Origin of the sequence: Kitasatospora sp. NPDC048715 (assembly GCF_043198905.1) — a bacterium.
Classification (GTDB): Bacteria; Actinomycetota; Actinomycetes; order Streptomycetales; family Streptomycetaceae; genus Kitasatospora; species Kitasatospora lactacystinica.
The window spans coordinates 66,705-93,639 of record NZ_JBICVH010000020.1 but is presented as its reverse complement, the minus strand read 5'-3'; the positions used below and the strand labels follow the sequence as shown (position 1 = coordinate 93,639).

28 protein-coding genes, 1 tRNA gene and 1 pseudogene are annotated in these 26,935 nt (G+C 69.8%); 25 read left to right on the top strand and 5 right to left on the bottom strand.

Going from position 1 to position 26,935, the window contains the following annotated elements; genetic code table 11:
• Positions 1-42: 42 nt before the first annotated feature.
• Entirely contained in the window at positions 43-468 is a 426-nt protein-coding gene (locus ACGFSC_RS32875; protein ID WP_359898214.1) for a hypothetical protein, read from the top strand.
• A gap of 29 nt (positions 469-497) precedes the next feature.
• Here ACGFSC_RS32875 and ACGFSC_RS32870 read toward each other — a convergent pair whose 3' ends face one another.
• On the bottom strand, positions 498-800 hold the full coding sequence (locus tag ACGFSC_RS32870) for a hypothetical protein (RefSeq protein WP_359898213.1): 303 nt from the start codon (positions 798-800) through the stop codon (positions 498-500).
• Between the two features lie 138 nt (positions 801-938).
• On the opposite strand from ACGFSC_RS32870, the gene ACGFSC_RS32865 reads away from it, so the two are divergent.
• The 9 genes and pseudogenes from ACGFSC_RS32865 (at position 939) to ACGFSC_RS32825 (ending at position 9,209) form a co-directional block, all read left to right on the top strand.
• A complete protein-coding gene (locus tag ACGFSC_RS32865) occupies positions 939-1,205 on the top strand; it encodes a hypothetical protein (protein WP_359898212.1) in 267 nt (88 codons plus the stop codon).
• Between the two features lie 35 nt (positions 1,206-1,240).
• Positions 1,241-2,161 carry a hypothetical protein gene (locus ACGFSC_RS32860; protein WP_359898211.1) on the top strand — a complete coding sequence of 307 codons (921 nt, stop codon included), beginning with the start codon at positions 1,241-1,243 and terminating at the stop codon, positions 2,159-2,161.
• Between the two features lie 629 nt (positions 2,162-2,790).
• Complete coding sequence (locus tag ACGFSC_RS32855) at positions 2,791-4,374, top strand: restriction endonuclease fold toxin-2 domain-containing protein (protein ID WP_359898210.1); 1,584 nt, start codon at positions 2,791-2,793, stop codon at positions 4,372-4,374.
• Positions 4,375-4,416: 42 nt separating this feature from the next.
• Entirely contained in the window at positions 4,417-4,788 is a 372-nt protein-coding gene (locus ACGFSC_RS32850; protein ID WP_359898209.1) for a hypothetical protein, read from the top strand.
• A gap of 124 nt (positions 4,789-4,912) precedes the next feature.
• Complete coding sequence (locus tag ACGFSC_RS32845) at positions 4,913-5,623, top strand: HNH endonuclease family protein (protein WP_359898208.1); 711 nt, start codon at positions 4,913-4,915, stop codon at positions 5,621-5,623.
• Positions 5,624-6,344: 721 nt separating this feature from the next.
• Positions 6,345-6,581, top strand: coding sequence for a hypothetical protein (locus ACGFSC_RS32840; RefSeq protein ID WP_359898207.1), 237 nt, complete (start codon positions 6,345-6,347; stop codon positions 6,579-6,581).
• A 608-nt stretch (positions 6,582-7,189) separates the two neighbouring features.
• Positions 7,190-7,741, top strand: a complete 552-nt coding sequence (locus ACGFSC_RS32835) for a hypothetical protein (protein WP_359898206.1) — start codon at positions 7,190-7,192, stop codon at positions 7,739-7,741.
• Between the two features lie 173 nt (positions 7,742-7,914).
• Positions 7,915-8,346, top strand: a pseudogene (locus ACGFSC_RS32830) (terminase large subunit domain-containing protein); the annotation flags it as partial.
• A 71-nt stretch (positions 8,347-8,417) separates the two neighbouring features.
• A complete protein-coding gene (locus ACGFSC_RS32825) occupies positions 8,418-9,209 on the top strand; it encodes a hypothetical protein (RefSeq protein WP_359898205.1) in 792 nt (263 codons plus the stop codon).
• 404 nt (positions 9,210-9,613) lie between these two features.
• Here the strand turns inward: ACGFSC_RS32825 and ACGFSC_RS32820 are convergent.
• A tRNA-Met gene (locus ACGFSC_RS32820) sits at positions 9,614-9,690 on the bottom strand.
• Positions 9,691-10,282: 592 nt separating this feature from the next.
• Here ACGFSC_RS32820 and ACGFSC_RS32815 point away from each other — a divergent pair.
• On the top strand, positions 10,283-12,133 hold the full coding sequence (locus ACGFSC_RS32815) for a hypothetical protein (protein ID WP_359898204.1): 1,851 nt from the start codon (positions 10,283-10,285) through the stop codon (positions 12,131-12,133).
• 367 nt (positions 12,134-12,500) lie between these two features.
• Here the strand turns inward: ACGFSC_RS32815 and ACGFSC_RS32810 are convergent, their stop codons facing one another.
• A complete protein-coding gene (locus ACGFSC_RS32810; protein ID WP_359898203.1) occupies positions 12,501-12,884 on the bottom strand; it encodes a hypothetical protein in 384 nt (127 codons plus the stop codon).
• A 665-nt stretch (positions 12,885-13,549) separates the two neighbouring features.
• Here ACGFSC_RS32810 and ACGFSC_RS32805 point away from each other — a divergent pair.
• The 6 genes from ACGFSC_RS32805 (at position 13,550) to ACGFSC_RS32780 (ending at position 17,240) form a co-directional block, all read left to right on the top strand.
• Positions 13,550-14,173: a hypothetical protein gene (locus ACGFSC_RS32805; protein ID WP_359898202.1), complete on the top strand. Its 624-nt coding sequence runs from the start codon at positions 13,550-13,552 to the stop codon at positions 14,171-14,173.
• Positions 14,174-14,305: 132 nt separating this feature from the next.
• Positions 14,306-14,725 carry a head decoration protein gene (locus tag ACGFSC_RS32800; RefSeq protein WP_359898201.1) on the top strand — a complete coding sequence of 140 codons (420 nt, stop codon included), beginning with the start codon at positions 14,306-14,308 and terminating at the stop codon, positions 14,723-14,725.
• 13 nt (positions 14,726-14,738) lie between these two features.
• The gene (locus ACGFSC_RS32795; RefSeq protein ID WP_359898200.1) at positions 14,739-15,788 is read left to right on the top strand and encodes a major capsid protein; all 1,050 of its coding nucleotides are present in this window, start codon (positions 14,739-14,741) and stop codon (positions 15,786-15,788) included.
• Positions 15,788-16,024, top strand: coding sequence for a hypothetical protein (locus tag ACGFSC_RS32790; RefSeq protein ID WP_359898199.1), 237 nt, complete (start codon positions 15,788-15,790; stop codon positions 16,022-16,024). The genes ACGFSC_RS32795 and ACGFSC_RS32790 overlap by 1 nt, the downstream gene beginning before the upstream one ends.
• An 83-nt stretch (positions 16,025-16,107) precedes the next feature.
• Positions 16,108-16,434, top strand: coding sequence for a hypothetical protein (locus ACGFSC_RS32785; RefSeq protein ID WP_359898198.1), 327 nt, complete (start codon positions 16,108-16,110; stop codon positions 16,432-16,434).
• Positions 16,431-17,240: a hypothetical protein gene (locus ACGFSC_RS32780; RefSeq protein WP_359898197.1), complete on the top strand. Its 810-nt coding sequence runs from the start codon at positions 16,431-16,433 to the stop codon at positions 17,238-17,240. The genes ACGFSC_RS32785 and ACGFSC_RS32780 overlap by 4 nt, the downstream gene beginning before the upstream one ends.
• Positions 17,241-17,472: 232 nt before the next feature.
• On the opposite strand, the gene ACGFSC_RS32775 is transcribed toward ACGFSC_RS32780, so the two are convergent.
• On the bottom strand, positions 17,473-18,444 hold the full coding sequence (locus ACGFSC_RS32775) for a LuxR C-terminal-related transcriptional regulator (RefSeq protein ID WP_359898196.1): 972 nt from the start codon (positions 18,442-18,444) through the stop codon (positions 17,473-17,475).
• 365 nt (positions 18,445-18,809) lie between these two features.
• Here ACGFSC_RS32775 and ACGFSC_RS32770 point away from each other — a divergent pair, with 365 nt between their 5' ends.
• The 6 genes from ACGFSC_RS32770 to ACGFSC_RS32745 all read left to right on the top strand — a co-directional run bounded on the left by ACGFSC_RS32770 (position 18,810) and on the right by ACGFSC_RS32745 (position 23,835).
• The gene (locus tag ACGFSC_RS32770) at positions 18,810-18,986 is read left to right on the top strand and encodes a hypothetical protein (protein ID WP_359898195.1); all 177 of its coding nucleotides are present in this window, start codon (positions 18,810-18,812) and stop codon (positions 18,984-18,986) included.
• A 6-nt stretch (positions 18,987-18,992) separates the two neighbouring features.
• Positions 18,993-19,340 (top strand): hypothetical protein, encoded by a 348-nt coding sequence (locus ACGFSC_RS32765; RefSeq protein WP_359898194.1) that lies wholly within the window; start codon positions 18,993-18,995, stop codon positions 19,338-19,340.
• Positions 19,341-19,721: 381 nt separating this feature from the next.
• Entirely contained in the window at positions 19,722-21,032 is a 1,311-nt protein-coding gene (locus tag ACGFSC_RS32760; RefSeq protein WP_359898193.1) for a transglycosylase family protein, read from the top strand.
• Positions 21,033-21,370: 338 nt separating this feature from the next.
• Entirely contained in the window at positions 21,371-21,538 is a 168-nt protein-coding gene (locus ACGFSC_RS32755; protein ID WP_392864368.1) for a transposase, read from the top strand.
• Positions 21,539-21,618: 80 nt separating this feature from the next.
• Positions 21,619-22,116, top strand: coding sequence for an IS5 family transposase (locus tag ACGFSC_RS32750; RefSeq protein WP_392864367.1), 498 nt, complete (start codon positions 21,619-21,621; stop codon positions 22,114-22,116).
• Positions 22,117-22,815: 699 nt separating this feature from the next.
• Positions 22,816-23,835, top strand: coding sequence for an NAD-dependent epimerase/dehydratase family protein (locus ACGFSC_RS32745; protein ID WP_359898192.1), 1,020 nt, complete (start codon positions 22,816-22,818; stop codon positions 23,833-23,835).
• Here ACGFSC_RS32745 and ACGFSC_RS32740 read toward each other — a convergent pair whose 3' ends face one another.
• The gene (locus tag ACGFSC_RS32740) at positions 23,836-25,173 is read right to left on the bottom strand and encodes a hypothetical protein (protein WP_359898191.1); all 1,338 of its coding nucleotides are present in this window, start codon (positions 25,171-25,173) and stop codon (positions 23,836-23,838) included.
• Positions 25,174-25,481: 308 nt separating this feature from the next.
• Here ACGFSC_RS32740 and ACGFSC_RS32735 point away from each other — a divergent pair, with 308 nt between their 5' ends.
• A complete protein-coding gene (locus ACGFSC_RS32735; protein WP_359898190.1) occupies positions 25,482-26,087 on the top strand; it encodes a hypothetical protein in 606 nt (201 codons plus the stop codon).
• A gap of 282 nt (positions 26,088-26,369) precedes the next feature.
• Positions 26,370-26,870 (top strand): hypothetical protein, encoded by a 501-nt coding sequence (locus ACGFSC_RS32730; RefSeq protein ID WP_359898189.1) that lies wholly within the window; start codon positions 26,370-26,372, stop codon positions 26,868-26,870.
• The last annotated feature ends 65 nt before the right edge of the window (positions 26,871-26,935 follow it).

Sequence of the window (26,935 nt, the reverse complement as noted above, 5' to 3'; positions counted from 1 at the left end):
GTTTGAGTGACGTGCTGCGATGTGTTGTCGTTCAATGAGGACATGACCTACGGCGTGCCTGGGGGCCTGCTGCGCCTTGGCGTGGCGGCCCTGTCCGTGGCCGGTTTGACCGGCCGTTCCCCACAAATACCGGCGCGGCCCTCGTTCACCCAGCCGGAGGCGGGCGGAACCGTCCTACGGGGCGAGCCCTACCTGATCACCTGGCTCGGCGGCACGAGCGCCCACCGGGTGCTGACGTTGTTCACCGGCGACGACACCGCGCTGTTCGCCGTCCAGATCATCAACGACGCCGTCGACGGCGGCTCCGGCCGGTTCGTGTGGCTGGTCCCGCCAGGCCTCCAGCTCGGCCGGTACGCGCTCGGGCTCGGGCCGAGACCGGGCGCCGGGACCAGTGCCCTGTTCGAAGTGGTTGCCGGCGGTGACACGGCGCCCGTCCCACGACCGAGACCGCTGGTCACGGTCGGCTGACGCGGGGCCGTTCTCCGGGACGGCGGCCGTCAGGTGGTGGGGGCGTCGTCGATGTGGCCGAGCTGCTGGCGGGCAGCCACCAGGTCCTCGCCGGTCAGGGACTTCCAGTACGGATCGGCCCACACGGCGTGGGCGGCTTGCCGCTCGGCCTCCGCGAGACGCGCCGACTGTGCCAGCTGCTCGTCATCGAGGCCCTGCTTCGCGGCGGCGAGATCACCATCCCAGCGTGGCAGCGACGCGAGGAAGGCCTGGCGCTCGTGCCGGGCGGCGGCCAGTGCCCGCTGCGCGCTCCTCAGCTGGCCGGTGAATTCGAACGTCTTCTGCTTGCCCACGGCAGAATCGTACGGGCACCTGGTTGGCAGCTGGGCTGCGCCTCTCCGCCGACATGGAGGGCCTGCTCCCTGACGAGTGCAGCCCGGACGGCCTACGCCCAGCGGTGGGCCGTGGCGTAGTGGCTGATGCTCGGCCTCATGGGAACGATCGTCGTCCTGTTCGAGATGGAGCCGGACGAGGCGCTGGGAGCGGACGGTGCGGAGCAGCAGGTGCTGGCCGTGCACGCCGCAGGTGCGGACCCCGAGGTCCCGGAGGACCCGCTGTCGAGGACGTTGTGCGGCATGGACAGCGGCCCGATGGAGCACTCCCGCTACCGGCCGGCGCGCCCCGGGGAACCCTGGTACCCGGCGGCTCTGGTCGACCGGCGGTGTCTCGACTGCGAGCGGGCGCTGCGCTCCTCATGAACGGGACACCACCCGGCCCTGCCCCGGAGAAGGCCGTGGCCGAGGTTGCCACCGAGCTGTACGGCCTTCCGCCCAGTGAGTTCACTGCGGCCCGGGACACGGCGGTGGCTGCGGCTCGCCGCAACGGTGACCGACAGCTCGCCTCCCGGATCAAGGCCCTGCATCGGCCGACCGTGGCCGCGTACGCCCTTAACCGGCTCGTACGGGATCACCGCGGAGAGGTCGCCGGAGTGCTGGAGCTCGGCGAGGCACTGCAGCAGGCGCAAGCCCGGCTCGCCGGGCCCGAGCTGCGGGAGCTGTCCACTCGCCGGCACCGGCTGGTTGCCGCGCTCACCGCCCGGGCCCGAGACGCAGCCGGGGCCGCTGGGGTCCACCTGGCAGAGGCGCAGCTGCGGGAGGTGGAGCAGAGCCTGCGGGCGGCACTCGCCGACGAGGACGGCGCGGAGGCACTGGCCGGCGGCTGCCTGGCCGCTGCGTTGGCGGAGCCGTCCTCGCTGCCGGAGGCTCTTCCCGAGCGGGTGGCCGGGAAGTCGAAGGGGCGGTTGGTGGCGTCGGCGGTGCCGGGGGAGGGTGGACGAGGCCCGCTTCAGGTGCTTGCCGGAGAGGAGCGGGAGGCGCAGCGGCGGCGCGCCGAGGCCAGCGCGACACTCGCCACCGCCCAGCGGGAGCACCGACGCGCGGTGCGCGACCGTGACCGGCTGGAGCAGCAGGTACAGCGACTGGCCGAGGATCGGGACGAAGCCCTCGGCCGCGTCGAACGGGTATGGGCTTCCCTGGACGGGGCGTTGGAGCAGGCCGCCGCCGTCGGTACGGTGTTGGCCGAGCGCGAGACTGAGCGGGATGAAGCTGCGGCTCGTGCGGACGAAACCGGCCGGCAGGTGCGGGAGGCGAAGGCGCTCGTCGATGCTGAGGACGCGCCAGCCGGAGGTGTTGGAGAGGGCGGCCGGGTTGATTGAGCAATTCGTTCGGTGAGCTGTCCGGGTGACGAGAATCTGAATCGCCGACTTATCCACAGGGAATTGGGACCGAGTCCTCGGTGGGGCTGTGATCGGGCAGAGTCCTGGCGCCGGCCGTCGATGACGGCCCGATCGAGAGGCTGATCGCCATGTACAACGTCGTGCACGTCAGGACGGCTCGCCGGACCGGTCGCGTCCGGGTACGTCCTCCGGTCGTTCGGCGCGCCGGAAGGGTCGGAGACAAGGCGCGTCGACTGGGTGCGGCGTGCATCGCGGCCCGGCTCCTGGGGGAGCTGATCGGAGGACTCCTCGATTCCTGACCGGCCCCGGCCGTACCCGAGGTCCGGCCAGCCTCGTTGAAGCCGTGAGTGCCTGCTTCCCCGGGGCATTCAACGTCCGTGCCGAGAGCCCAGGCCGTTCAGCCCCTCGGGCTGGGTAGCGCGCGGAGCCCCGGGTGGCCTGATCGGAGGTCGGGTCGCCCGGGCTCGCCCCGGGACCGACGCAAGGCCGTGGAAGTCCGAAGGGCGACATCGTCGAGCACCGTGTCGATGGCACTGCGCCTTGCTACCGTGAACGAGGACGGACAATCGGGGGGCCCGATGACCAGTTTCCACGTCAAACCTGCGGACATGATCGTGTCGTCCGCAGGGTTCACCGACCTGCACAACTCGGCCGCGCAGCTCTACCGCAGCCTCGTGTTCTCCATGGACGATGTCGCGGGCATGGCCGGTGACGACGACGCCGGCAAGAAGTTCGCCGCCAAGTACGATCCCGCCGCGCAGAAGATCGTCGACGCGATGGCGCAAGCCGTCGGTCAACTCGGCGGCACCGCCAACGGCCTGTACACCATGGCGATCGCCTACCTGCAGTCTGACGCCGACGTCGCGGCCTCGCTGATGGCCCCGCAGAAGCTGCCGGCGTCCGCCAGCCCGGAGTGCGACGAGGAAGTCGCCAAGGCCAAACTCCACTCCGCCGTCGGCCATAACGGCAGCGGCGCCATCCACGACTTCCTCAAGAAGTTCTGGCCGCAGGGCGACCCCGGGAAGCTCCGTCAGGCCGCGGCGGGCTGGAAGAGCTTCGCCAGCCTGATCAGCCGGCTGGGCGTCGAGGGAGACAAGAGGGTGCAGCGGGTCACCGCGTCCAGCACCTCCAGCGCCGTCACGAGCTTCGCGCAGAACTGGGCGCGGATGCACGACGGCTGCGCCACGCAGGGCCCGCTGCTGAACAGCATCACGAACGCGGCGTACAAGTTAGGGCAGGCCTGCGAGGCGTACGCGAAGGAAGTCGAGGACCTGCGGGACACCCTGGAGGACCTCGCCATCGCCGCGGGCATCGTCGCGGGCGCCGGGATCGCGCTGACGATCTTCACGCTCGGCGGGTCCGACGTCGCGGCCGCCGGCGGCGAGGCCGCGATCGCGGCCGAGGCCGGCACCGCGGCGGTCGCGATGGCCGCGGCGGTGGAGGGTAGCGCCGAACTCGCCGTGCTGGCCGAGGCCGCGGCCGTGGTCGACACCGCGGCGGCGAGCCTGATCCCGGTGGGAGCAGGGCTTGCGGCCACGGCCACTGCCGCGGGCGTCGTGCTCGCCGGGGCGAGCGACGCTGCGGCAGCGCCGACCCCGAAGCCGCCGCCGTTCACCGTCACCCCCGGCATGCCGCCGCTACCGCACGACCCGCTCAGTCCCTTCCCGCTGCTGCCTCCTCAGCAGCAGGCCGCGATCCGGGCGTGGATGACGCAGATGGAGCAGGACGGCCGAACGTTCCAGGCCAACGGTCCTCACGCGCCAGCGCCCCCGGCGAAGGCGGACCCGAAGATCAACGCGAGGAGGGCCTACCAGGTCAGGGTGGCCGGGTCGACGGAGTACCGGCTGTACACCGACGTCACAGACCCGGCGACCGGGCGCGAGCTGGGCATGGACGCCGACGGTGTCCGCCCGGAGGACGGCGCCGCGATCGACGCCAAGTACATCGGCCAGCAGAACAGCTGCAAGTCCCCGTTCCGTCTGGACAACGCCGACGGCGTCTTCGAGTTCGCGTACGAGAACACCATGGAGGGGGAGTCCAAGAAGCTGGAGAAGTACGCGTCGGCCCTGAAGGACCCCCGCAACAAGGTCAACCACCTCGAACTCATCACGAACGACCCCAAGGCCTCCGCCTACTTCCAATCCCTCATGACCGCCCAAGGCGTCACCGGCCGCGTCCGCATCGAACCCTGACCGGCCGCACCCGGCCGCACCACCGAGAGAAACGAGCACCCCGTGGGATCCAGCTTCTACGTCAGCGCCGACCGCGAGAGCACCGGGCCGTGGGCCTTCACCGGCGAGCAGGTACAGGAACGCGTCCTGAGGCACTGGCCGGACGCCACGGTGAGCAGCGCGTACGAAGGCTTCCTGGAGATCGTGGCGGACGTCGAACCCGGGCGGCCGGCGGAGCTGTCGTTCAACCTCCGGCACGGCGTGTTCTCGTTCGAAGACCGCGGGTCGCCCGCCGGGCCCCTGACCGTCATCTACAAGGTGCTGCACGACCTCGCCCCGGAGATGCCCGTCGTGTGGTGGATCGACTACGACGTGGACCCCCAGCCCCTCGACATGGCCGACCTCGAAGCGTTCATCGGCGGCTTCCCGGCATAGCCGGCTCACGGCCTCCGCCTTCTGGTGCTGCCGCGCTCGGATGGACGCTCGGACGTCACCTGGTGGGGTGACTTGAAGGCGATCTGACACACATGCTTCGCGCACCTACCGCTATAACCCGTGTGTGATCAAGAAGCTCTTGCAGCGCAGTCTGCCCGCGCTCGCCGTCGCCACCCTGTCCGTGTTCTCTGCCGAAGCCCCTGCGCAGGCCGTGGTGGTGCCGACCTCGACGGGCGTCGTGCACGCCCGTGCCGTCGACAGGCCACTGCTTCTCCCCGATGCAGTCGCCCTGCTGCCGATCGCCGAGGAACATCGTGAAGGCTATCTCCGATCCCTCTACAAGCACTGGAACCGCGGCCTGAACCCGAGCGACGGGTGCGACACCAGGAAGGAGGTGATCCTCTCCGAGGCCCTGGTCGCCCCGCAGATCGAGCCGGGCTGCAAGCTCATCGGAGGGGAGTGGTACTCCTACTATGACGGCGTCACCGTAACCGACGCCGCCGGGCTGGACGTTGACCACATCGTGCCCTTGGCCGAAGTCCACGACTCCGGCGGCTACGCCTGGGACGCAGCCCGTCGCGAGGCCTACGCCAACGACCAAGGCAGCCCGCTCACGCTCGTCGCGGTCACCGCGAGGTCTAACCGGGCGAAGGGGGACAAGGACCCAGCTGATTGGCTCCCGCCGCTCGGCGGCGACGTCCACTGCCGGTACGCGGCAGAGTGGGTGTCCACCAAGCTCCGCTGGACCCTGGCGGCGGACCAGCGCGAAGCCGACGCCCTGATCCGCATCGCGGAGGGCTGCCCGGCCACGACCGTGGTGTACGAGCTGGCATAGGTGGGACCTGAAGGGCCGGACGGGAGGCGTGGCCACCATCCCGTCCGGCATTCGTCGGTCGCTACGAGCGGTGGGGGCTGTTGTGCCGTCGCCGGATGCGTGCTGGCCGCTCCGTGTGGGCTGAACGGGGAGTGGGAGGCGGAGTCGGGGCGCGATCGCGGGCGGCTCCGCGGGAGGGTCGACGCGCCGGCGCCCGGGCCCGGCCGCGCCAGCGACCACACCTTCATCGTGATGGTTTGGGTGCCGACAGTCCGGCGTCAGTATGGTGCCGGGCCGGTTACCGAGGGGTGCTGCCAAGGCCGGCCGCTGCTATCGGGCCGTCGCGCTCTGGTGTCAGGTGCGGCCTAGATGGCCCTGTTCATGCCAGGGGCCGACGCTGGCATTATCAAGCTTTTTTAGGGGTGGCAAGGGTTTTCCGGCATTATTACCCCGAAGATAGTGAGATGTGGATTGGTGGGTAACTCGATCGGACGTGATGTCGTTGGTGGTGCGGAGCCGCGAATACTCAGGCTCAACGCGCGGTGCCCCCAGCGAGCCGGCGAGATTACCAGTCACTGACCGGGCCTGCCGGGGGCACCACTACTACAGAGGGTTCGACATGTCGAACATCCCTGTCCGCCCGGAAGATCGTCCGGACGGCGAACCGCGATCCAATGCGGCTCGTTCTGGGAGGCGCTCAAAGAGGCGTCTCGGCGCACGCCGTGAAGGGTGGCGCCTGGAGGTGACACTGCTCCTGAGTGGCCTGGTGGTGACGATCCTCAGTCTCGCGACAGGAGCGTCGATGATGGCCGCCACCGTCGCTTCGGCCGTGTGGGTGGCGAGCATCGGGGCGGCGGTGGGGTTGGCCACGGCCTTGATTGCTGCACCCGAAGGCCGTGATGGGCGAGGCCGGGTGCGATGGCTGCTTCTGCGCCTCGCCGCCCTGTTGGCGGCGGATTCGGGAGACGGGGCCCAGTAGCGGTTGGCGCGCATGGTCTGTCTCCCTCCCGAGGTGGGTGTAGGTCCTGTCGGCGGTGAGTGGTGTGCCGCCGACAGGGCTCACTGTGTCAAGGCAGTGAGCTGGTCGTGTGTGGCTGGGATGAGGCCTTCCTCTCTCTGCAGGACGGGGAGAGGAAGACCTCATCCCAGCCACACAACGAAGCACGGCGCGCCGATGCAGCACAAGGGGAGATGTGCTCCGCTTGTGTTGCTGTCACCGGCTCGCGTAGGTCGATCGGACTAACGGCCACGGTAGGAATCTGGAAACGGGGCCGCGTGTGTGCAGCCGCGCCATTCACTCGTTCGGGTGAATGTGATCGATAGTGATAAAAATGCAAAGGCGTGAGCTGATTAGATTTGGCCTATTTCTTTTCAAATTGATCGCGCCGGGTATGGCGCAATTCCTTGCTGTGGGCATCTCCCGTTCCTGCGGGATTCCAGCCGGACGGTAAGGAAAGTAAGGTAAGTAAGTGCCGGCTTGGAGATTCGGGTTACGCGGACTCCTGCGCCGAGCGGCAGATCGAGGCCGCGCCCCGGTAGGGGATCATGGGTGGTGGCGCGGGGGCGCACCACGGAGGACCTGCGCCCATGCCCCGCCCCAACCGGGCCCAGCGCGCCGCGATCGCCCAGCGGCGGGCCGACGCCGTCGAGCTGCGTCTCGCCGGCGCCGACCCGCTGACCGTCGGCCGGAAGCTCGCTGCCGACCCCGCGATCAACGCCGACAGGGTCGCCTACCCGTTCGGGTACGGCTACGAGCTGTACTCCAAGGGCCGCCCCGGCCCGGACGACGACACGCTGGTGCGCTCGGCCAACCGGGATGTGACGGAGGCTCTCGGCCACCGGCTCGCCGCCGCGCAGGCGGACGTCGAGGCGCTGCGCGCGCTGGAGGACGCCCGCCTCGACCGGCTGTACCTCGTCGCCTACCGGCGGGCGGTGCGCGACGGCGAACTCCAGGCGATCGACCGGGCACTGCGAATCATGGAGCGCCGGGCCCGGCTCCTCGGACTGGACCAGCCGGCGCGCACCGAGATCACCGGGCACGACGGCGGCCCGATCGAAGTCGCGGCGGACACCACCGGCGACGAGCTGGCCGCGCTGATCGCCCTGACCGACCCGGCCGCCACCAGGGGCGAGGAGTGACCGCGGCCGACGGCCTGGTCGAGCAGTACCGGCTCCTCCCCGCAGAGCGGCGCCGGGCCATCGCCGAGCAGGCATCGCCGGCGTTGCGCACCCGGCTTGCGGCGGTGGAGCGCGACCTCGCGCTGCGCCACTCTCCAGGCTCCCTCGCCGCGCTCCTCACCGGCGGCCGGGAGATGCAGGCCGCTCACCTGGACCTGATCGACCAGGCGTTCCAGCGCATCGCGGCAGGAGAAACGATTCGCCTGCTGCTGACCATGCCGCCTCGGCACGGCAAGAGCAGGCGGGCCGCCAGGTGGGCGCCGTTGTGGTACCTGCTCCAGCGGCCGGACCACCGGGTCATGATCGCGTCGTACTCGGCCGACCTCGCGGATGACCACGGCAGGTGGATCAGGGACGCGATCACCACCTGGGGCGAGCAGCTTGGCGTGGCCCTGCACTCGGGTAGCAAGGCCGCGAACCGCTTCGACATCGCGGGCCGGGAAGGTGGCCTGTTCGCGGCTGGTGTGGGCGGCGGCCTGACCGGCAAGGGCGCGAACCTCGCGATCATCGACGACCCGATCAAGGACGCTGCGGACGCCCAATCGCCCACCATGAGGCGCCGGTTGTGGGAGTGGTGGCAGGCCGTTCTGCTGACCCGCGTCGAGCCGGGCGGCAGCGTGATCGTCATCCAGACGAGGTGGGACTGCCGGCCATCGCGGACAGCCCCGACGACGTGCTCGGCCGGAAGGTCGGCGAACCGCTGTGGCCCGCCCGGTACGGGAAGAAGGCGCTCGCGGGGATCCGCCGCGCCGTTGGCGAGCGGGTGTGGGCGAGCCTGTTCCAGCAGAAGCCGCGCCCTGTCGAAGGCGGGGTGTGGCGGCGGGCATGGATCGACGAGGCCCGGATCACCGCTGTGCAGTTCTCGGGCATCGACCTGGCGCGGGTGGTCGTCGCGGTCGACCCGTCCGGCGGCGACAGCTCCGTCAACGATGAGACCGGCATCGTCGGACTCGGCCTCGACTACCAGGACCACCTGTACGTCGTCGCCGACGAGTCCGGCACTCTCGGCGCGAACGACTGGGGTCTCGCCGCCTGCCGCTTGGCGCTGGCGCTGAAGGCGGACGCGATCGTGGTCGAGGCGAACTACGGCGGGAACATGGCCCGCCAGATCCTCGCCCAGGCGTGGGACCAGCTCGCCCGCGAGGGCGAGACCCTCGGCCAGCTGATGCCGCTGGTCGTCGAGGTCAACGCGAAGGTCGGCAAAAGGTTGAGGGCCGAGCCGGTGGCGCAGCTGTACGAGCAGGGCCGGGTCCACCATGTTGGGCACTACCCCGAGCTGGAAGGTCAGATGGTGACGTGGGTCGCCGGGATGGACAGCCCCGACAGAATGGATGCCGGCGTGCATGGCCTGACCGAGCTGGCCGGCGCCGGGCAACTCGACGCGCTCGCACAGGGCATGGATGACAACCGCCTCTCCGGCCGCCGGTAACACCAATCGGCCAGCCTCTTCATGTCAGAGGCCTGGTGGAAGGTTGCCGACGATCACGTAGTTCCGCGGGCTTCCGGGCGGCTGGCTTCGTATCCTGGCCTCCCCGACCGTGGAGGAGGCAACCGTGATTGCAACAGCGGAACGTGTCCGTGGACGCGGACTTGAGCCCGACCGACTGATCTGGCACAGGCCGGCCGGGCCAGTGGTTGAGGACTTCCAGGCAATCGAGTGCAGTGACGAAGAGGGCCTGGTACTCCCCTGGGGCGAGCGTGATGTGCCGCTTGACCTCACGGCGCCCGGCGAGATGTGGTGCGCGGACTGTCTCGTATCGGTCCGGTCGGGTGAGTAGCCGGGAGGAATGCTGAAGGGGCGGACACATTATGTGTCCGCCCCTTCAGCATTCGTGGTAGCGGGGACAGGATTTGAACCTGCGACCTCTGGGTTATGAGCCCAGCGAGCTACCGAGCTGCTCCACCCCGCGTCGGTGGGTCCGACTGTACGGCACCAGCCGGTGATCACAAACTCCGTTCCCGGAGGGCAGGGGCGTGTGGGCTCAGAGGGCGAGTTGCCCAGTGAGAGCCGGGGAGGGCTGAGGGACCTCGCCGAAGTCCTCGTCGTCGCACAAGATCGGGAGCCGGTTGATGACGGCTTTCGAGGGAAGCCGGAAGACGTGACACGTCCAGCGGACCGGCGCCGCAGGCGGCGGAGGTTGCGCCGACGACGCGGTCGGTCTCGGCGGCCGAGGGAACTCCGGAGTGGGCGGCGAAGTGGCTGGGCGACCGGGAACTGAACCGTAACGCCTCCCGCATCGTCGGCCGGTACGCCCAGCTCGCCATCGTTCAGCGCGGAGAGAGTCAGGGCAATGCGAAGCTGTGCGACGCCGAGTGGGAGATGTTCACCACGGCGCAGCGGGTCATGGTCGACCGGCAGGGATTCGACGACGGCTGCCGAACCCCGGCCTAGCTAGCCGTGGGGTCGGCCGTGGGGACTGACCCTCAGGCCGATGCTTGAACCTCGGCGACGTCTAGGCTGGTGGGCGGCGTGGGGCCTGGTTGCCTGGGAGGGCAGCATCCGTGGGCCTGCGCGAGTTGATCATCGACGTGTGGTCGTGGCTGGACTACAAGCCGATCATGTCCACCGCTCCGCGTCGCGGCGTCGGGCCGTTCGGCGAGCTGGCCTCCGGCTGGGTGCCGCCCGAGGACCTGCGTCGGCTTCAGGTGTACAAGGTCCTGGCCGCCTACGATCACAACCAGGCCGGGCAGCTGGCGGCGGCGGCCGGGGACGAGAAGGCCCTCGACCGGCGGGAGTTGGGCGATCCGGCGAAGCTGGTCGCGGACGCGCTCGGCTACCTGTTGGGGCCGTCGCAGTCCATCGTCGTGCCGGGTGCCGAAGGCGACGGCGTGCAGCCGACGCCGCAGGCCGCGCTTGCCCGCGAGGTGCAGGACCGGCTGCGGGAGTGGGCGCGGCGGGAACTGCTGCCGATGCGGATGCAGCAGTGCGAGCGGTCCGCGGTGCGCTACGGCGACGGCGTCTACACCCTGGCCTGGGACGCGGTGGCAGGGCGGCCGCAGCTGCGCACGATGGACCCGGGTTGGTACTTCCCGGTGTGGACAGACGAGGAGGCCGACGGCGGCCAGTTCCCCACCGCGGTGCACTTCGCGTGGGAGCTGCCCGAGGACCCGGCCACCGGCCGGAAAGCCCGGGTTCGCCGCATCACCTACGAGTTGGGGCCGATCGCCGGCGCGACCCGCTCGGCGGTCCACACCGGGAAGGGCGGGCCGCACCGGGAGTGGGTGACGGGGCAGGACGGGAAGACCGTTCTGCTGCCAGGGGACCGCGCGGACGGCGCCGGCGGGACGGTGTTCCGCACCTACCCGTGGGCGCCGGACCAGGCGTCGACCGTAACCTGCTACCTGACCGACGCCGAGTGGCTCCTCGAAGACCTCAAGGCGGCGCACACCGTCTACAACCTGCCCGCCGACAAGGCCCGGTACCGGGTGCGCCGGGATGGCGAAGTCCTTCAGGCACTGGATCTACAAATCGACTTCGTGCCGGTCGTGCACATCACGAACAGCGTGGTTGAGGTCGGGGAGCACTGGGGGCAGCCGGTGACCTCCCGCGTGATGCAGGCCCTCGACGAGCTCGCCGCGACGGACACGGACTCCTCGTCGACCTCCGGAACGACGGGGACGCCGATCGTCGCCCTGTCGGGTGTGCGGCTGTCGAAGGACCACCGCACCGGCGCTCCGCTGCCGCTGAAGGTCGAGGCGGGCACCGTGTGGTCGCTGGGTGAGGGCGGCTCGATGACCGCGCTCGACACGTCCCCGCAGCTGCGGGAGCTGCGGGAGCGCACCAACCACCTCCTTGACCGGGTCGCCGGGAACTCCCGGCTGACCGCCGCCGGCCTCGGCCTGGTGAAGCCGTCGGAGGTGCCGTCGGGCTACGCCCTGGCACTGTCGCTGGGCCCTCTGGGCGCCCTGGTCGGGGAGATGCGCCTCGCCCGCGCCCACAAGTACCAGCTGCTGCTGAAGATGGCCGGGAGGCTCTTCCAGGCGGGTCAGGTCGGCTGGCCCACCGGGGAACTGCCGGCCGCCCAGATCGTGTGGGGCCCGCACCTGCCCACCGACAAGACGGAGGCCCTGGACCTCGCGGTGAAGGGCTACGAGGCCGGGCTGTTCAGCCTGGAGACCTGCGTCCGGATGCTGTCCGACTCGGGTTTCCCGATCACCGACATCGCCGATGAGGTCCGCCGCATCCAGGCCCGAGCCTTCGACGCCGCCGCTCGCCTGGCCGATGCCACCGGCGACACCCGGGTGGTCCGGGACTTCCTCGGCCTACCCCCGGCAGGCCCCACGGTGCCCCCTGCGCTCCTCGGGGAGGGGGCGGGGCCCAAGGTCACCCCGGAGGGCCCGAGGGGCTCATAGAGGGCCACCCTGGGCCCCCTGCGGCGTCAGCCGTGGGGGGAGGGGGGAGAAGGAAGGAAGTAGGTAAGGACAAGGAAGGAAGGGGTTCCCCCGGCGCAACCTGCTGGGTTCCGCCAGGGCAACCTGCCGGGTTCCCCCGGGGGAACCCATGCTGCGAGGACTGTGGGTTCCCGTAGGGAAACCCACGCGGGAAGTCGGTCGAGCTGCGCTAGCCAAGTCCCTACCGTGCTGGCATGCCTAAGGAGTCGAAGCCGCCCTGTCGCACGGAGAAGGCAGGAAGCCCCGAGTCCAGTGAGACGTCTATGGCCTTACGGGGTTTGCGGCGTGAGTTCCTGATGTTTCGCTGGCTCGCTCGCGTGGCTACCTGTCAGTGCCAAGGCGTGCAGTCGGGGAGCCAGTTTCCGTACTGGTCAGCCGAACACACCTGTACCTGGTAGGGACTGCCGTCCCAGACCGCTATGTCATCCCTACGGACGTAGTTGCCGGCAATCCAGCTCGTCACCTCGGTCTCTTCATGCCAGGTCCGGCCATTATCCTTGGTCCAGTTCATCCAGACTTTGTCGCCGTCCCACCCGAGGGCGCGGTAGAAGGCCCGCTCGTGGTGGTCGCTCGGGTCGAGTCTGGTGTACATCACCAGGTAGCCATGGGCGGTGTTGACGCTGTAGCACCAGTAGTAGGTTGAGGGGCAATCTTCCGCCATGGCGGCCGCGTCCGTCGTCCCGATGGCCATGCCGCTGAGGACGATGCTCATGCTGAGTGCGCCCCGTATAGCCAGCTTCTTGATCCTTTTCAATGCTCCCCCAAGGATTCGTCGATGGGCCGTCGACGGCTCGGCTGCCCCGACTCGTTTAGGAAGAGGGGAGCAGGAATCCCGAGTTTTTAGGAGAGGGCGGGGCTCTTGCTGTCCAAATTTCCACAGCAGATCGTCCGAAAGGTGGGAGTTGACCTGAATCTAGCTACCACTAAAGCTTCTCCGCGTCTACGTGGTCGTCGAGCGAAGTGTGTTCACAGGATGTGGGAGATCGCTTCCCGTTTGTGAACCGCCCCGATCCTGCCGAAATGGATTTCATGAACGCTCCAAGCGGAACATTTCAAGCTTAGTGAGACGGCCGTGATGCTATGGGATTCGTGATCCAAGTTTCCTGTGCCTGCTGGGTTATTTGATTCACGCCGTCTTTGGAGCGGCTCCTCCTTTCGGGGCGCCGGGATGGCGCTCGGCGACGTCCTCCAGGTCGGAGGCCGATAGCGTGTGGCGAAGTGTGGCTAGCAAGCTATTTCGCTCCAGGTACCCTGTTCTGACGAACCAGGACGGCAGTGTGGCTACTCGTTCCCGGTGCCCGAGGTCTTCGGCACCGTGGCCCTGCCAGGGAGTAGCTACACTGGTCACTGGCGCGGGGGCGCTGCTCCGGAGGAACGATGACTGCCCCCCCGCCCCAGGCGAACCCGCCCGCCGGAGACCCGGCCGCCACGCAGCCCCCGGCCAGTACCGACGCGGGCAGCACTCTCATCACCCAGGACACCCTGTCGAAGCTCCTTGCCCGGGAGAAGTCCCAGGGTGAACGTGCCGCTCTCCGAAAGCTCGTCACCGACCTCGGCTTCGACGACACCACCGCCCTCCAGACGTGGGTCGAGGCGCAGCGCGCGGCCGAGCGGGCGGCCCTCGGGGAGGTCGAGCGCCGCGAGCAGGCCGCCGCGCAGCGCGAGCAGCGGGCGCTCCAGCGCGAGCAGCAGGCCCTCGACCGGCTCCACCAGGCCGTGCGGCACTCGGCTCTGAGCCGCCTGGGCGCGAGCGGTCAGAACCTCGACGACGCGATCCGTCTCCTTGACGTTGCCGCCGACGCCGACGAGCAGGCCGTGGCGGCCGCTGCGAAGGTGCTGGCGGACCGCCGCCCGGAGCTGTTCGGCCCGGCCTCGCCCACTACGGCGCCGCCCGCGCCGACCGGGTCGCCCGCCGGCGGGCCGCCGCCGCGCGGCCAGGCCCCCGCCGCCACCTCCTTCGGCCTGGACATGGCCAAGCGCCGCGGCTACCTCACGGCCTGACGACCCGGCCGCCCTTGATCGTCTGACCCGGCAGCGAACCGGGACCAGGGGACCACGCCCCACCCCCACCGTGGACGGCACCACCAGCCGGTGAGTGCGTGACCGCCAGCTCCCCGAAGGCGATCACACCCCTTGACCACCCAGCCGATCACCACCTCGGCGACGTACACCGCCGGACGCCCCTGGCTCGCGTCCACCCACGGCACCGACCAGACCGAGACCGTCACCATCGACGCGTCGAAGCTCGTCGCCAACACCCACTACGTCGCCTCCACCGACTCCACCCAGCCCTACAGCCGTCTGCTGTCCGGCCTGCCCCTCGGCAAGATCACCGCCTCCGGCCTGTACGGCCCCTACGACCCGGCCGCCACCGACGGCCGCCAGACCTTCTCCGGCCTGGTCTTCGACGAGGCCCTGTTCGCCCCGGGCCAGCCGAAGATCCCGTGCGCCCTGCTGTGGCACGGCGTCGCCCGGGCCGCCAAGATCCCCGGCGGCATCGACCCCACCAAGATCACGCTGTCGCCCACCGGCGCGCTGATCCGGTTCGTGTAAGGGGTCCTGAGCGATGACGATTCAGGACCTCGTCAAGGGCGTGTCCGCGGCGGACCTCACCACGTTCGCCCGCGCCATCCCCTCCCCGGCCGACTTCCTGCTGACCAGCACCGTCTTCCCGACCCTCGTCACCCCAGAGGTGAAGTGGCGGATCAAGCAGAACGGCCGCCGGGTCAATACCGCGAAGTATCGCGCGTACGACAGCTCCGTGGCGTTCGCCGACCGCACCGCGTGGGAGACCACGCGCGAAGGGCTGCTCCCCGCCCTGGGTCAGAAGCTCATCGTCGGTGAACAGCAGCAGATTCTCCTGGAGCAGGCGCACGGCGCCGACCAGGACCGGCTGCTGGAGCTGCTGTTCGACGATGCCGAGCGGCACATCGAGGCGATCCGCTCCCGCCTCGAACTCGCCGCCGGCGACGTGCTCACCGACGGTAAGTTCACCCTCGACAACGAAGCCGGTCTCACCATCGAGATCGACTTCGGCGTGCCCGCCGGCAACATGCCGGTCGCACCGAAGCCCTGGTCGGACCCGACGTCGGACCCGCTCGCCGACGAACTCGGCTGGATGTCCTACCTGGACGACCTCGGCGCACCCGAGCCGGAGATGGTCCTCACCTCCAAGAAGGCGTTCTCCCAGCTCGCCCGCAACAACGCCTACCGGGCCGCCTACTACCGCAGCGTCAACCCCTCCAACACCCCGACCCGCACGCTGACCGTGTCCGAGGTCAACGCGGTGCGCGGCGACTATGGCCTGCCGCCGGTCACCCTCTACCGGGCGCAGGTCAACGTCGACGGCACCGCCACCAAGGTGCTGCCCGACGACCGGTGGATCATGCTGCCTCCGGACCGCGCGAAGTGGGGCCAGACCCTCTACGGCGTCACGGCCGAAGCCCTCGTGCTGGCCCGCGGCACGAACCCGGAGATCACCCGCGAGGACGCCCCGGGCATCATCCTCACCCGCGGCGTCCAGGACGACCCGGTGCAGATCTGGACCAAGGGCGCAGCCGTCGCGATGCCGGTCCTGCACACCCCGGACTGCCACATCGTGGCCAAGGTCCTGTGATGCCACGCCGACTCGCCTACGCGGTCCACCTCCAACACCCCGGCACCGGCGATCACCTCGTCCTGCTGCCCGGCGAGATCCCGCCCCGGGAGCTGGCCGAGCTCATCACCAACCCGGACGCCTGGCAGCTCACCGACCAGCCGGACAGCGAACTCGCCCCGGGCCGAGAGGCCGACGGCACCCAGCCGCCGGCCAGACCACCGCGGACCCGCAAGGCCCGCACCGACACCAACTAGCCCCCACCGCACCGACGGGACCGGCACCCCCACCACGCACCCGGGGGGCCGGTCCCGCCGCACCCGACGATCGGACCCCCACCGTGGACCCCGCCGTCCTCGCCTGGCTGCACGCCCAGCTCGGCACCACCAACACCGACGACCTCACCAACCGGTACAACCGCCTCGGCACCGCCCGCGCCGTCGCCGCCGAAGTCCTGGCCGAACGCCGCGCCGGACTACTCGCCGACCCGCTACGCCTCGTCGTCGACGGCGTGGTCACCGTCGACCGCACCGCCAACCTCGGCGGCCTCGAACGCCAACTCGCACAACTTCCGACCACCCTGGGCCCGGACGAGGCCGCGCCCGGAGGCGACGACACTGCGCACCTTGACACCGCCACCCTCGTGCCCGCACGCCGCACCCGATGAACCACACCACCCAGCCCGCCGTCGACCCGGAGCCCGTAGACGACGTCCCCGCCGGCCTCGACGCCGCCTGGCAGCAGTTGGCCGCTGCTCAGGCCGCCGTCCTCGCCGTCCTCGCCCGAGGGCGGCGCACCGCCCGCCTGGCCGCCGTCCTCGCCGAGTTCGCCGACGCGATCCGCAGCTTCCACCACGCGGTGGACGGCGTGATCCGCGACTACGCGCACCGAGAAGTCCCGCGCCTCTACGAGCAGGCCGCCCGGGACGCCGCCGCGAGCCTTGGCCGCACCTTCACCTGGACACCGGCCCACCAGGACGCCCTTCGGGCGCTGAGCGCCGACACCTACGGCGAACTGCTGCACAGGGCTCAGGAGAGCGTCCGGGTGGCGGGCGCCTTCTACCGGGCCGCCCGGGCCGCCGCCCGCCACGACCTCCCCCTACTGGCCACTGACCGTGCTGGAGCCGTGGCCACCGCCCGGGCCCTCGCCGACCGGCTCTCCGCCGCCTACCGCCTCGACCACGTCGTCTACCGCAACGGGGCCCGTATGCCCGTCCGGGCCTGGGCCGAAGCCGCCGTCCTCGCCCGCTCCGCCGTCGCCTACAACGCCGGCACCCTCAACACCGCCCGCGAGTACGGAATCCAGCACGTCCACGTGTTCGACGGGTACGACTGCGGATGGACTAGCCACCCCGACCCGGACAAAGCCGCGCGCACCGTGCGTATGGTCGAGGACGCAGCAGAGTGGCCCATCTCCCATCCCCGTTGTACTCGTAGCTTCGGGCTTAAGAAGACATCTCATTTGGGCTACTGAGTAGGCCATGGCTCGGCCGAGTTCGGGTGGCCGCTCCGGCGCGGATCGCTTTTGCCGCCTGGCCGTCGACTGTTTGGGTCCGGCTCGTGTCCGGTCCGGGCCTGTTGGCGTAGCGGAGTTCGTCGCTGGTCTACCTGCTGCTGGTTGTTCGCGGTTCCGTCGGGCCTGTGGGTGCCTCGGGGGCCTGCGGGGATTTGGCCCCGCACGCCCCCGAAGGTTTTTCGGCGTGGGGTCAGAGCCAGCCGCCCTGCGCGGCTTTGATGCCGGCCTCGAAGCGGCTGCTGGCGTTGAGGCGTTCCATGATGGAGGCCATGTGGCGGCCGACGGTGCGGGAGGAGAAGCCGAGGCGCTGGCCCGCGGCGTCGTCGGTGAGGCCGGAGCCCAGCAGGCGCAGCAGTTCACGTTCGGTGGTGGTGAGGCCGGTGGTGGGGTCTTCGGGGGTGGTGGAGCCGAGAGGGACGGCGGTGTTCCACGCCTGGTCGAACAGGTCTAGGAGGGAGTGCAGGATGCCGGGCTCGGTGACGTACAGGGCGCCTTTGCGGTTGTCCTCGGGGTCGACCGGGACCAGGGCCTCGCGGCGGTCGACGACGACGATCCGCTGCGGGACGGTGGGGGAGGTGCGTACCTCGCCGCCCTGGCTGCGCAGCCAGTGGGCGTAGGTGACGGTGTGCGGCTGGTGGCGGGTGGAGTCCTGGTAGAGGGTGCGGATGGCGATGCCCCGGGCGAGGACCTGGGCGTCGGCGGGGCGGGAGGCGTCGAGGTCCTCGGGGCGCTGGTTGCCGGGTTGGATGCTGATGACCTCGCGGGTGGTGTTGCGGCCCATGCGTTCGAGGCGGTGCAGGATGGCGTCCATGCCGAGCAGCCGTTCGCCGTGCTCGGAGCGGTGCTCGGCCCGGTCGGCGACCATGCGGGTGACGGCGGCGCGGGAGGCGGCCAGGGTGGCCTGGCGTTCCGCGAGTTCGGCTTCCTGGCGGGCCAGCAGGTCGGCGAGGCCGATGGCGGGGTCGACGGCGCGCATCCGGCCGGGGTGTTCGGCGGAGGTGCGGACCAGCATGAGGGTGCCGAGTTCGTCCAGGCTGTCGTGGACCTGGGCGGTGCTGAGCGCGCAGTGGGTGGCGATCTCGTCGAGGCTGTCGGTGGGTCGGTCGAGCAGTGCCCGGTAGACCCGTCCGGCCGTGGCCGTGAGTCCTAGAGCCTCCAGCATGGGCCCCCCTCATGTGGTGGTTCGTTGGTGGTGTCGTGCGCAGTGGCGTACGAAGCGTCACGCATCCTGGCAGATCGGCGCGTTCGATCACAAGATCGATTCTGCGGGCTTTTGAGGCATCCGCAGGCCTATGTCCGAAGGGCATCCGATCTCAATTTTTTGATGAATTCATGACAGCTTGTCTGGTGTCGGACAGTCCGATTGGCGACATCCGGAACCCCTTCCGAGGGGGTTCCGCAACGACGAAAGTAGAGATCGCCGCCAGGGAGAACGACAACCGGCCGGCCACCGGAAGAGCGTCAACCGCGGGACTGCTCAACCGGACCGACTACCCGATTCCCCGTCACACCCGAAGGAAGACCACCATGACCAGCACCCGTATCGCCAAGGCCGCCGCGGTCCTCACCCTCTCGCTCGGCGCCCTGCTCCTGACCCCCGCCGCCGCCTCCGCCTCCGCCTCCGCCTCCGCCACGACCACGGTCTCCAGCACCCCCACCCCGCTTGCCACCGTCACCACCGACAGCCTCGGCTGGGGCGGCTGACCGCAGATGGACATCGTCTACGCCTCGCTACGCCGTAAGGGCGCCGCCGGGTGGGCCCGGGCCGGGGAAGCAGAAGAAGTCCAGGCCGCCCTGTGGGCGCACACCAGACCCGCCGATGCCGTCCAGCACATCACCGTCCGCTGCGAGCCGGAACAGGTCGACCTGCTGCTCTACCTGCTGACCCACCCCGCCGCCGCTGAAACCGCCACCGAAAACCCCGCGGCCCCGGCCCCGTCCGAGGCCGCAGCGAAGGATTCGCTGGCCATCGCGTACAGCCTCATCACCCGCAGCCACCAGGCATCGCCGATGCTGCGCCGACGCTACCAGCCGCCGATCCCGCCCACTGCGCGCTGACCTTCTGCCGCGGTACCGCACCGACTGCTGCTCCTGCAGGGCAGCTGTCCGGCGCCGATCCGGCGGCCGTGATCCCCGGGCGCGCCCGCCCTACTTCTGGGCGCCGCTGCATCGCCGCCCTTCCTGCGGACAACTGCCCGTCCGCTTGACCTCTGCTCCATCGGTCCGTGCCGATCCAGACTGCCGACCGCGCAGTGCCCGACGTCCGAGAACAGGCCCCGGCACTCGGTGCACCCGCTGTTGCGCCGAAGCCCGCAGAGGGCGCGCAGCGGGACCGGGCGGCCCACTTCGCACCCCGTGCCGCCCGGCGGCCGCCCGGCCAAACCGGCCCGCGCCTCAGAACCGACCCCACACCGACCACCGACATTCGGGGGACCCGCCATGACCGCCAACACCCGCAAGCACTCCGCACGCGCGCTCACCGCCGCCGCGCTCCTCTCCCTCGCCGCCCCGCTGCTGGTCGGTGGCCAAGCCCAGGCTGCCTCCGTCGCCACCTGGGACAGGGTCGCCCAGTGCGAGAGCGGCGGGAACTGGAGCATCAACACCGGCAACACCCTCTACGGGGGTCTGCAGTTCCAGCAGAGCACCTGGCTCGCCTACGGCGGCGGGCAGTACGCGTCCCGGGCCGACCTCGCCACCAAGCAGCAGCAGATCCTGATAGCCGAGAAGGTCCTGCGCGCTGCGGGCCCCGGGCAGTGGGGCTGCGCGACCACCGCCGGGCTGACCAACGACGGAATCGACCCCTACCCGACCGATCCCTCGCCCACCGTGCCGGCTGCGGTGGCCAGCTTCGGTAGTGGTGGTCGGGTGGCCACGGGTGTGCACGCGGACGGCCGGGTGGAGGTGTTCGCGGTGACGCCGAGCGGCGGTATCAGCAACCGGGCGGAGACCAGCCCGGGCGGCGCCTGGTCGGCGTGGAACGGCTTCGGTCCGACGGGGACGGTGACGTCGGTGGCGACGGCGCGTCACGCCGACGGTCGGCTGGAGGTGTTCGCGTCCTTGAGTGACGGCTCGGTGGTGAACGAGGCCGAGGCCAGCCCCGGCGGCGCCTGGTCCGGCTGGTACGGCTTCGCCCCGGCGGGCACGGCCAAGAGCGTCACCACGGGTGTGCACGCGGACGGCCGGGTGGAGGTCTTCGCCGTGACGCCGAGCGGCACCATGGCGAACCGGGCGGAGACCGCTGCGAACGGTGCCTGGTCCGGGTGGAACGGCTTCGGCCCGTCCGGGACCGTGACCAACGCGGCCACTGCGCGGCACGCGGACGGCCGCCTGGAGGTCTTCACCGTCATGAACGACGGCTCGGTGATGAACGAGGCCGAGACCAGCCCCGGCGGCGCATGGTCCGCGTGGAACGCCTTCGCCACCTACGGCACCGCCAAGGGCGACGGGTCCCCGGGCGCGCTCACCACCGGTGTGCACGCGGACGGCCGGGTGGAGGTCTTCGCCGTCACCCCCGGCGGCGGTGTCACCAACCGGGCCGAGACCAGCCCGGGCGGCGCATGGTCGGCATGGAACGGCTTCGGTCCCGCCGGCACCGTCACCGCCGCGGCCGCCGCCCGCCACGCCGACGGCCGCCTGGAGGTCTTCACCGTCATGAACGACGGCTCGGTGATGAACGAGGCCGAGACCAGCCCCGGCGGCGCCTGGTCCGCGTGGAACGCCTTCGCCACCTACGGCACCGCCAAATCCTGACACTCGCCGGGCACTTCACGGCTACAAGGCAATCGCGGCAGGGCAGGCTGCCGCCCGTTCCCCGAACCATAGGCGTGGGCTGCCACCGAAAACCGGTGGCAGCCCACGCCTTCTGCTGCCCTCGCCTGTCCGATCGCCACCGGTCCTGCCCATCAGCGAGTACAGGCTTCGAAGCGTTGCACTGTGCGGGCCTGCACCACCCCCACCGCCCGGTCCGGTAAGCCGGATCGTCTCGACGACGTAGTGTGATGCGTCAGAAGGTCTGAGGTTTAGTTAGAAGTCATTTCATTTGTACTTGTAGGCCGTTGGCGTGTTGATTGTGGAGCGCCTGGTGCCGGATGAGTTGTGGGAGTTGTTTCAGTGGGTGGTGCCGGCGGCGCTGGCACGGCGACCGGGAGGTGCTGGCGGCGATCGTGTTCGTGGCCACCTCCGGATGCACATGGGCCCAGTTGCCGTTGTGTTTCGGACCGTCCGGGCCGACCGCGCACCGGCGGTTCACGGAGTAGACCGCGGCCCGGGTGTGGGCGAAGCTGTACCGCCTGGTCCTGGACGAGCTTGGCCCGCGGGGCGAGCTGGACTTGTCGAGGTGCGCGGTCGACTCGGTGAACATGCGCGCCACGAAAAAGGGGAGCTGACAGGTCCGAATCCTGTCGATCGGGGCAAGTACGGGTCGAAGATCCACCTGCTCACCGAACGCACCGGTTTACCCCTGTCGCTCGCGATCTCCGGGGCCAACCTCCACGACAGCCAGGCCCTGATCCCGCTCGTCGACGCCATCCCGCCGATCCGCTCGCGACGCGGCCCGAGGCGGCGCCGACCCGGCAAACTGCACGCCGACAAAGCCTACGACCACCGCTTCATCCGCTCCTACCTGCGCCGCAGGCAGATCCCGGCCCGTATCGCCCGCCGAGGAATCGAGTCCTCCCAGCGTCTCGGCCGCCACCGCTGGGTGATCGAGCGCACCGTGGCCTGGCTGAGCGGATTCCGCCGACTCCACCGCCGCTACGAGGTCAAGGTCGACCACTTCGCCGCCTTCGCCAGCATCGCAGCAGCCGTCATCTGCTACCGCCGACTCTCCAAATGAGATGTCTTCTTAGGTGAACGCCTCCCGCTCAACGTTTCCGTGAGCAAGAGGAGTTGAAGTGAGCAACGACCAGACATCGTTTCCATGGTCTGTGGAGAAGTTCGCGGCGAGCCTGCTCGCGACTCTGATCGTGAAAGCGGTAGAGGCTGTCGTCCGACACCGATGGCGCGAGGGCGACGGATCGGACCGGCAGGATCGGCCGCGCTCCGAAGCCGGCCGACGTCGGTGGTCCGCGGGGACCGTCCGGCCCGGTGGTCGCACGAGGCCGCCGCGGAAGGATGCGGAACGCGGGCGCCGGCCCCGTCGGCGTAGACGCCGCAGCAAGCACTAACGGCTGCTGAGAACGGGGCCCGGCACCTGGACGCCGGGCCCCGTCCTGCGGCTGCCAGTACAAGCGCCACCCGTGACGTCGTATGCATCGAGTGCTACCTGAACCTCGACGCCCTCCTGGACCGCGAGGACCCTGCCGCGATCAACCCGACAGCCGGCCATACTGGTGTCCTCGCGGCCCTGCGAATCATCCTCCCCGTGGCCAAGGAAGAGTGTGGTGTGCTCGCGATCGAGGTCACGCTGCTGCCCAGTAACCGCGCGACCAGCGACTTCGCCCAGGATTGTTCGTGATCAGCAGCCGGCCGACTTCTGAACGAATCGGTTGGGGGAGGTAGCGGGGACCTCCGCTCGCCAGGCAGGATCGGACCCATGAGGCTTCTGGTTCTGGGTGGTACGTGGTTCCTCGGCCGAGCTATTTCAGACGGGGCACTTGCCCGGGGCTGGCAGGTGACGGCCTTCAGCCGAGGCCTGTCCGGTGCGCCCTCGGCAGGAGTGGAACACGTTCGTGGCGATCGCACCAATGCTGCTGATCTTCAGAAGCTCGCCGACCGCGGTCCATGGGACGCCGTGATCGACACAAGCTCAACGGAGCTCTCGCCACGCCATGTCCTGCTCGGCGCCGAGATTCTTCGGCCGCAGGTTGCGCATTGGGTTCACGTCTCCACGGTGTCGGTCTACCAGGGGTGGCCTCATCGGGAGCTGACTGAGGCGGACGCAGTTCTCGACTGCCCTCCGGATGCCGACGAGACCTTTGGGTACACCGGAGAGGACGGGTCGCCGACCCTCTACGGATTCCAGAAGGCCGGGGGAGAGCACGCCATTCTCGCGGCCTTTGGATCCGATGTGACAATCCTCCGTCCTGGCGTGATCCTTGGCCCCGGCGAGTACGTGGGCCGGCTCCCCTGGTGGCTGAACCGGGCAGCCAGAGGCGGTCGGATCTTGGCGCCTGCGCCCGCGGCCCGGATCATCCAACCGGTCGATGTTCGTGACGTGTCCAGGTTTGCCCTCGACTGTGCCTTCGCCGCGCGAGGACAGGTCTTCAATGTCACGCACCCGAGCGGCGTCACCTTCGAGGGATTCATCCAGGCCTGCCTGCGGGTGACCGGTGGAGTCGGTGAGGCGGTGTGGGTGGACGACGCCGCGCTGAAGAACCATGGCGTGACCGAATGGACCGAGCTGCCCCTGTGGCGTACCCACGCCGGTGTGTGGAATGTCCGGTCGGACCGGGCTGTAGAGGCGGGCGCCCGCTTCCGGCCAATCGAGGAGACGATCAAGCAGACGTGGGCATGGCTTCGAGACGGCGGCAAACTGGTAGACCACCCTCGGCGCCACGCCCACGGGATCACTCAGGAGAAGGAGGAACGCCTGCTTGCCGCCGTTGAGGGCTGATCAGCCTATGGCCGGCGGCGCCCCGATCTGGGAGCGTGCCGCCACGGCCACATACTCCTCGATCCGCTCCGCGAGTTCCGTCCTGCCTCGCTCCGGAAGGCGGAGGCCCGGCCGGGCCAGGTCCTTGCGCATTGCTTGCGCACGCAAGGTGACGCCCTCGACCCGCCACTCCTTCCCGAGGCCGAATACTGGGTGCACGGCTTCAAGCGCGCCATCGAACTCGTTCGAGTGGAGCCGCGCACGGGCGAGGTCGATCGCAGCCTGCACCAGATCGGTGGCTTCTTGGAGGCTCAGACGACCCTCTGCCCGCTCGTGACTCATGTGGTCGATCGCTTCTTGCGCCGTGCTCGCTGCAGCCGCACCGTCGTTCAGCAGCAGGTAGGTTGTGGCGTTGCTCATCTGGGCTCGTCGCCGAGAGAAGCCGAACTCTCCGCCGACGTCGTCGTGGAGGACGTCACGAGCCCCGGTGCCTTCGGCGAGCGCCAGGGCAGCCGCCCGGCGGGCAGCTTCGGCGTTGCCAGCGTGGGCGTAGGCGCGAGCGGCGATCGCCGCGAGGCGGCGTCGGGCGACATCGCCGAGCCCGGGCAGTGCCTGTGCTTCCTCCACATGCCGAATCGCTCGAGTCGGCTGATCGGACCAGTACGCCAGGATAGCCAGGTTTCCGAGTGCGTAAGCGCGCAAGGGCGCGTCCTCGATGACCTTGCCGTACATCGCGGCCGTCCGGGCGAAGCCGGTCGCCGCGCGCGTTGATCCGAGGTCGAAAGACGCGGTGGCGAGCACGACCGCTGTCCTTCCGGCAGCGCGGTACAGGCGCTGTTGCTGGCCGAGGAGGCTGGTGCGTTCGAGCAGGTCCGTGGCCGAGGCAAGCAGTGTGCTGCCCATCCCGTAGACCTCGAACGGGGGCTTCTTGTTGTACTCGGAGGCGAGGACGAGGGTGTCGTCCTCGATCTCGTCGATCGACATGTCTTCGACGGTGCTCGCTGCCGCGCGCGAAGCGCGTTCTGCAGCCCTACGTGCGTCCATTTCGAGATCGCCTTCGTTGAGCGTGTGCCCGGCAGTCCGGGGCGGAGCTTCGCCATGGGCGGCCGGGGTGAGTAACTCCAGCGCAGTTCGTCCGGGAAACATGCGCTCCAGCACCATCGGTGCCGGCCTGCGCGGCAGGCCCTTCAAGTTGCCGTTTCTCCAACGAGTCACCGTCATGACAGACAGGTCGGACGCCTGGAACTCCCGATGACGGGTCTCCCTCAGCAGCATGCCGCAGGTCGCCCGGTAGCGGTCGATGAATGCGTCCGTCGTCTCGCCACCGTTGGAGAGAAGCTCGTTCAAGAGTGTCTGCACGTCGGGCTCCTGTGGCTTGTGCCGCATTGTCCGGTCTGGTGCTTACCACCAGTTTCACCAGCGATGGCTCGCCGCGCGACAAATGATGGCAAGTGGTGTTCGAGTGTTACAGCACCACACCGGCACCACGTCAAGTGGTGTGGTGCGTGTGGTGGTTGTGAACAGCTTCGCCCGCCATCCTGGATCACCGCAGCAACGCAGGCCAGGATCTGCCGGCCAAGAGCCGTGCGAGGTCGAAGGCCGAAGCGCCGTCCTATGTCGGCGGCCCGGGGACACCTGCCCACTCGTACCAGCCCGGAGGATCTGCCATGCACCGCCGCGTCTTACAGATCACAACCCCGCTGAGAACTGCTTCGGCGGGTGCCATTCGCAACCTGCTCCTCGAACGGGTGAGGAGTCTGGACGGGGTCTCCCTCGACGACGACCAGATGTACGCCGTCCGCCTGTGCACGTCGGAGTTCGTCGACAATGCGACGAAATACGGTGCCGACCATGCCGGTCCTGATGCCGAGCTGCTCATCGACGGCGACCTGGACCTCCAGCAGAGCCGGCTCCGGATCACCATCACGGATCCCCGCCTGACGGTGCCGGACATGGGCAGCCGGGCCGAGAGCCTGACCGCGCTCGGCGGCCGAGGGGTCACCGTTGCCATCGGCTATGCCGACAACGCCGGTTGGCACCAGCGCCTTGACGTCCGAGGAAACCCCACGGGCTGGTCCGTCTGGTTCGACGTCACCGTGCAACTGGACTCGCAGGTTTCAGACGAGGTCACCGCCACTGCGGCGGAAGTGCCACTGGAACCCGCCATACCGGCCCCGATACCGCCCCTGAGCATCATCTCCCCGCTCGCCCGCAGGGGCGTGGCCAGATGGCACCGACCCGGTCGACGCCCCAGGTGGCGCACCGCCGCGTAGCCATCGGCCCGCACGCCCGGCGCGCGCCGTACTGCCGCAACTCCCGGCTGGCCTCCGCCCCTGCCGGTAGACCAGTCGGGCCCACGCCGCCCTGTCGAGGGCCGCCGCGGCCCATGCCGGCCATGGGCCGCGCGGCGGTGTCGACCAACGACGTCCGGCCTCGGCGCCCTCACCGCCGCCCGCACAGCCGGAAGGCAGCGGATGCCCGGCCGTTTCAAGTCCTCCCCGGCAAGGGGCGGGCGGGCACTCCCCTTGAACACCTCTGACGGAAGGACCACCACGATGGTCACCCGGATCGCGACGCACGTGCTGGGACGGCGCTGGCTCGCCGGCGTCAGCAGTACCCCGCGCACGATCACGGACCTGTGGAGGAGCGGCAGCCTCGCCCCGGTGCAGTTGTCCTGCCGGTTCGACGCCGTCCTGATCGCCGGTGCCGTCCTGACCCACGCGGTGCTCGCCGAGCTGGACGAGAGTGGGCTGCCGCTCGGCCCGGTGCTCTACAGCCACGGCGACCAGGTCAGCTACTGGCTGGTGCCGGTACGTCCCGGCGCGGGCTGGCAAATGCACGGCACCGTGCTGCTCACCGAGCCCGAGGACGGCGGCGATCCCCCCTCGGTGCTGATGCCGGCCCCGGGAACCGGGCGGCTCTGGGACCGGCAGTGGCTGGTCGACCCGGACGGCTCCGGCACGCTGACCCGCCACGAGCACCTGGCCGTCGCGCTGCGCCGCACGCGCAGGGCCCTGGAACGCGGCAGACAGCGCCAGGTCCGTACGCCGCTGTAGGCGAGCGGAACTCCTCCCTGCCTGAGCGGCCGGTCCGGCCGAATCCGGCAAACTCCACAACTCTT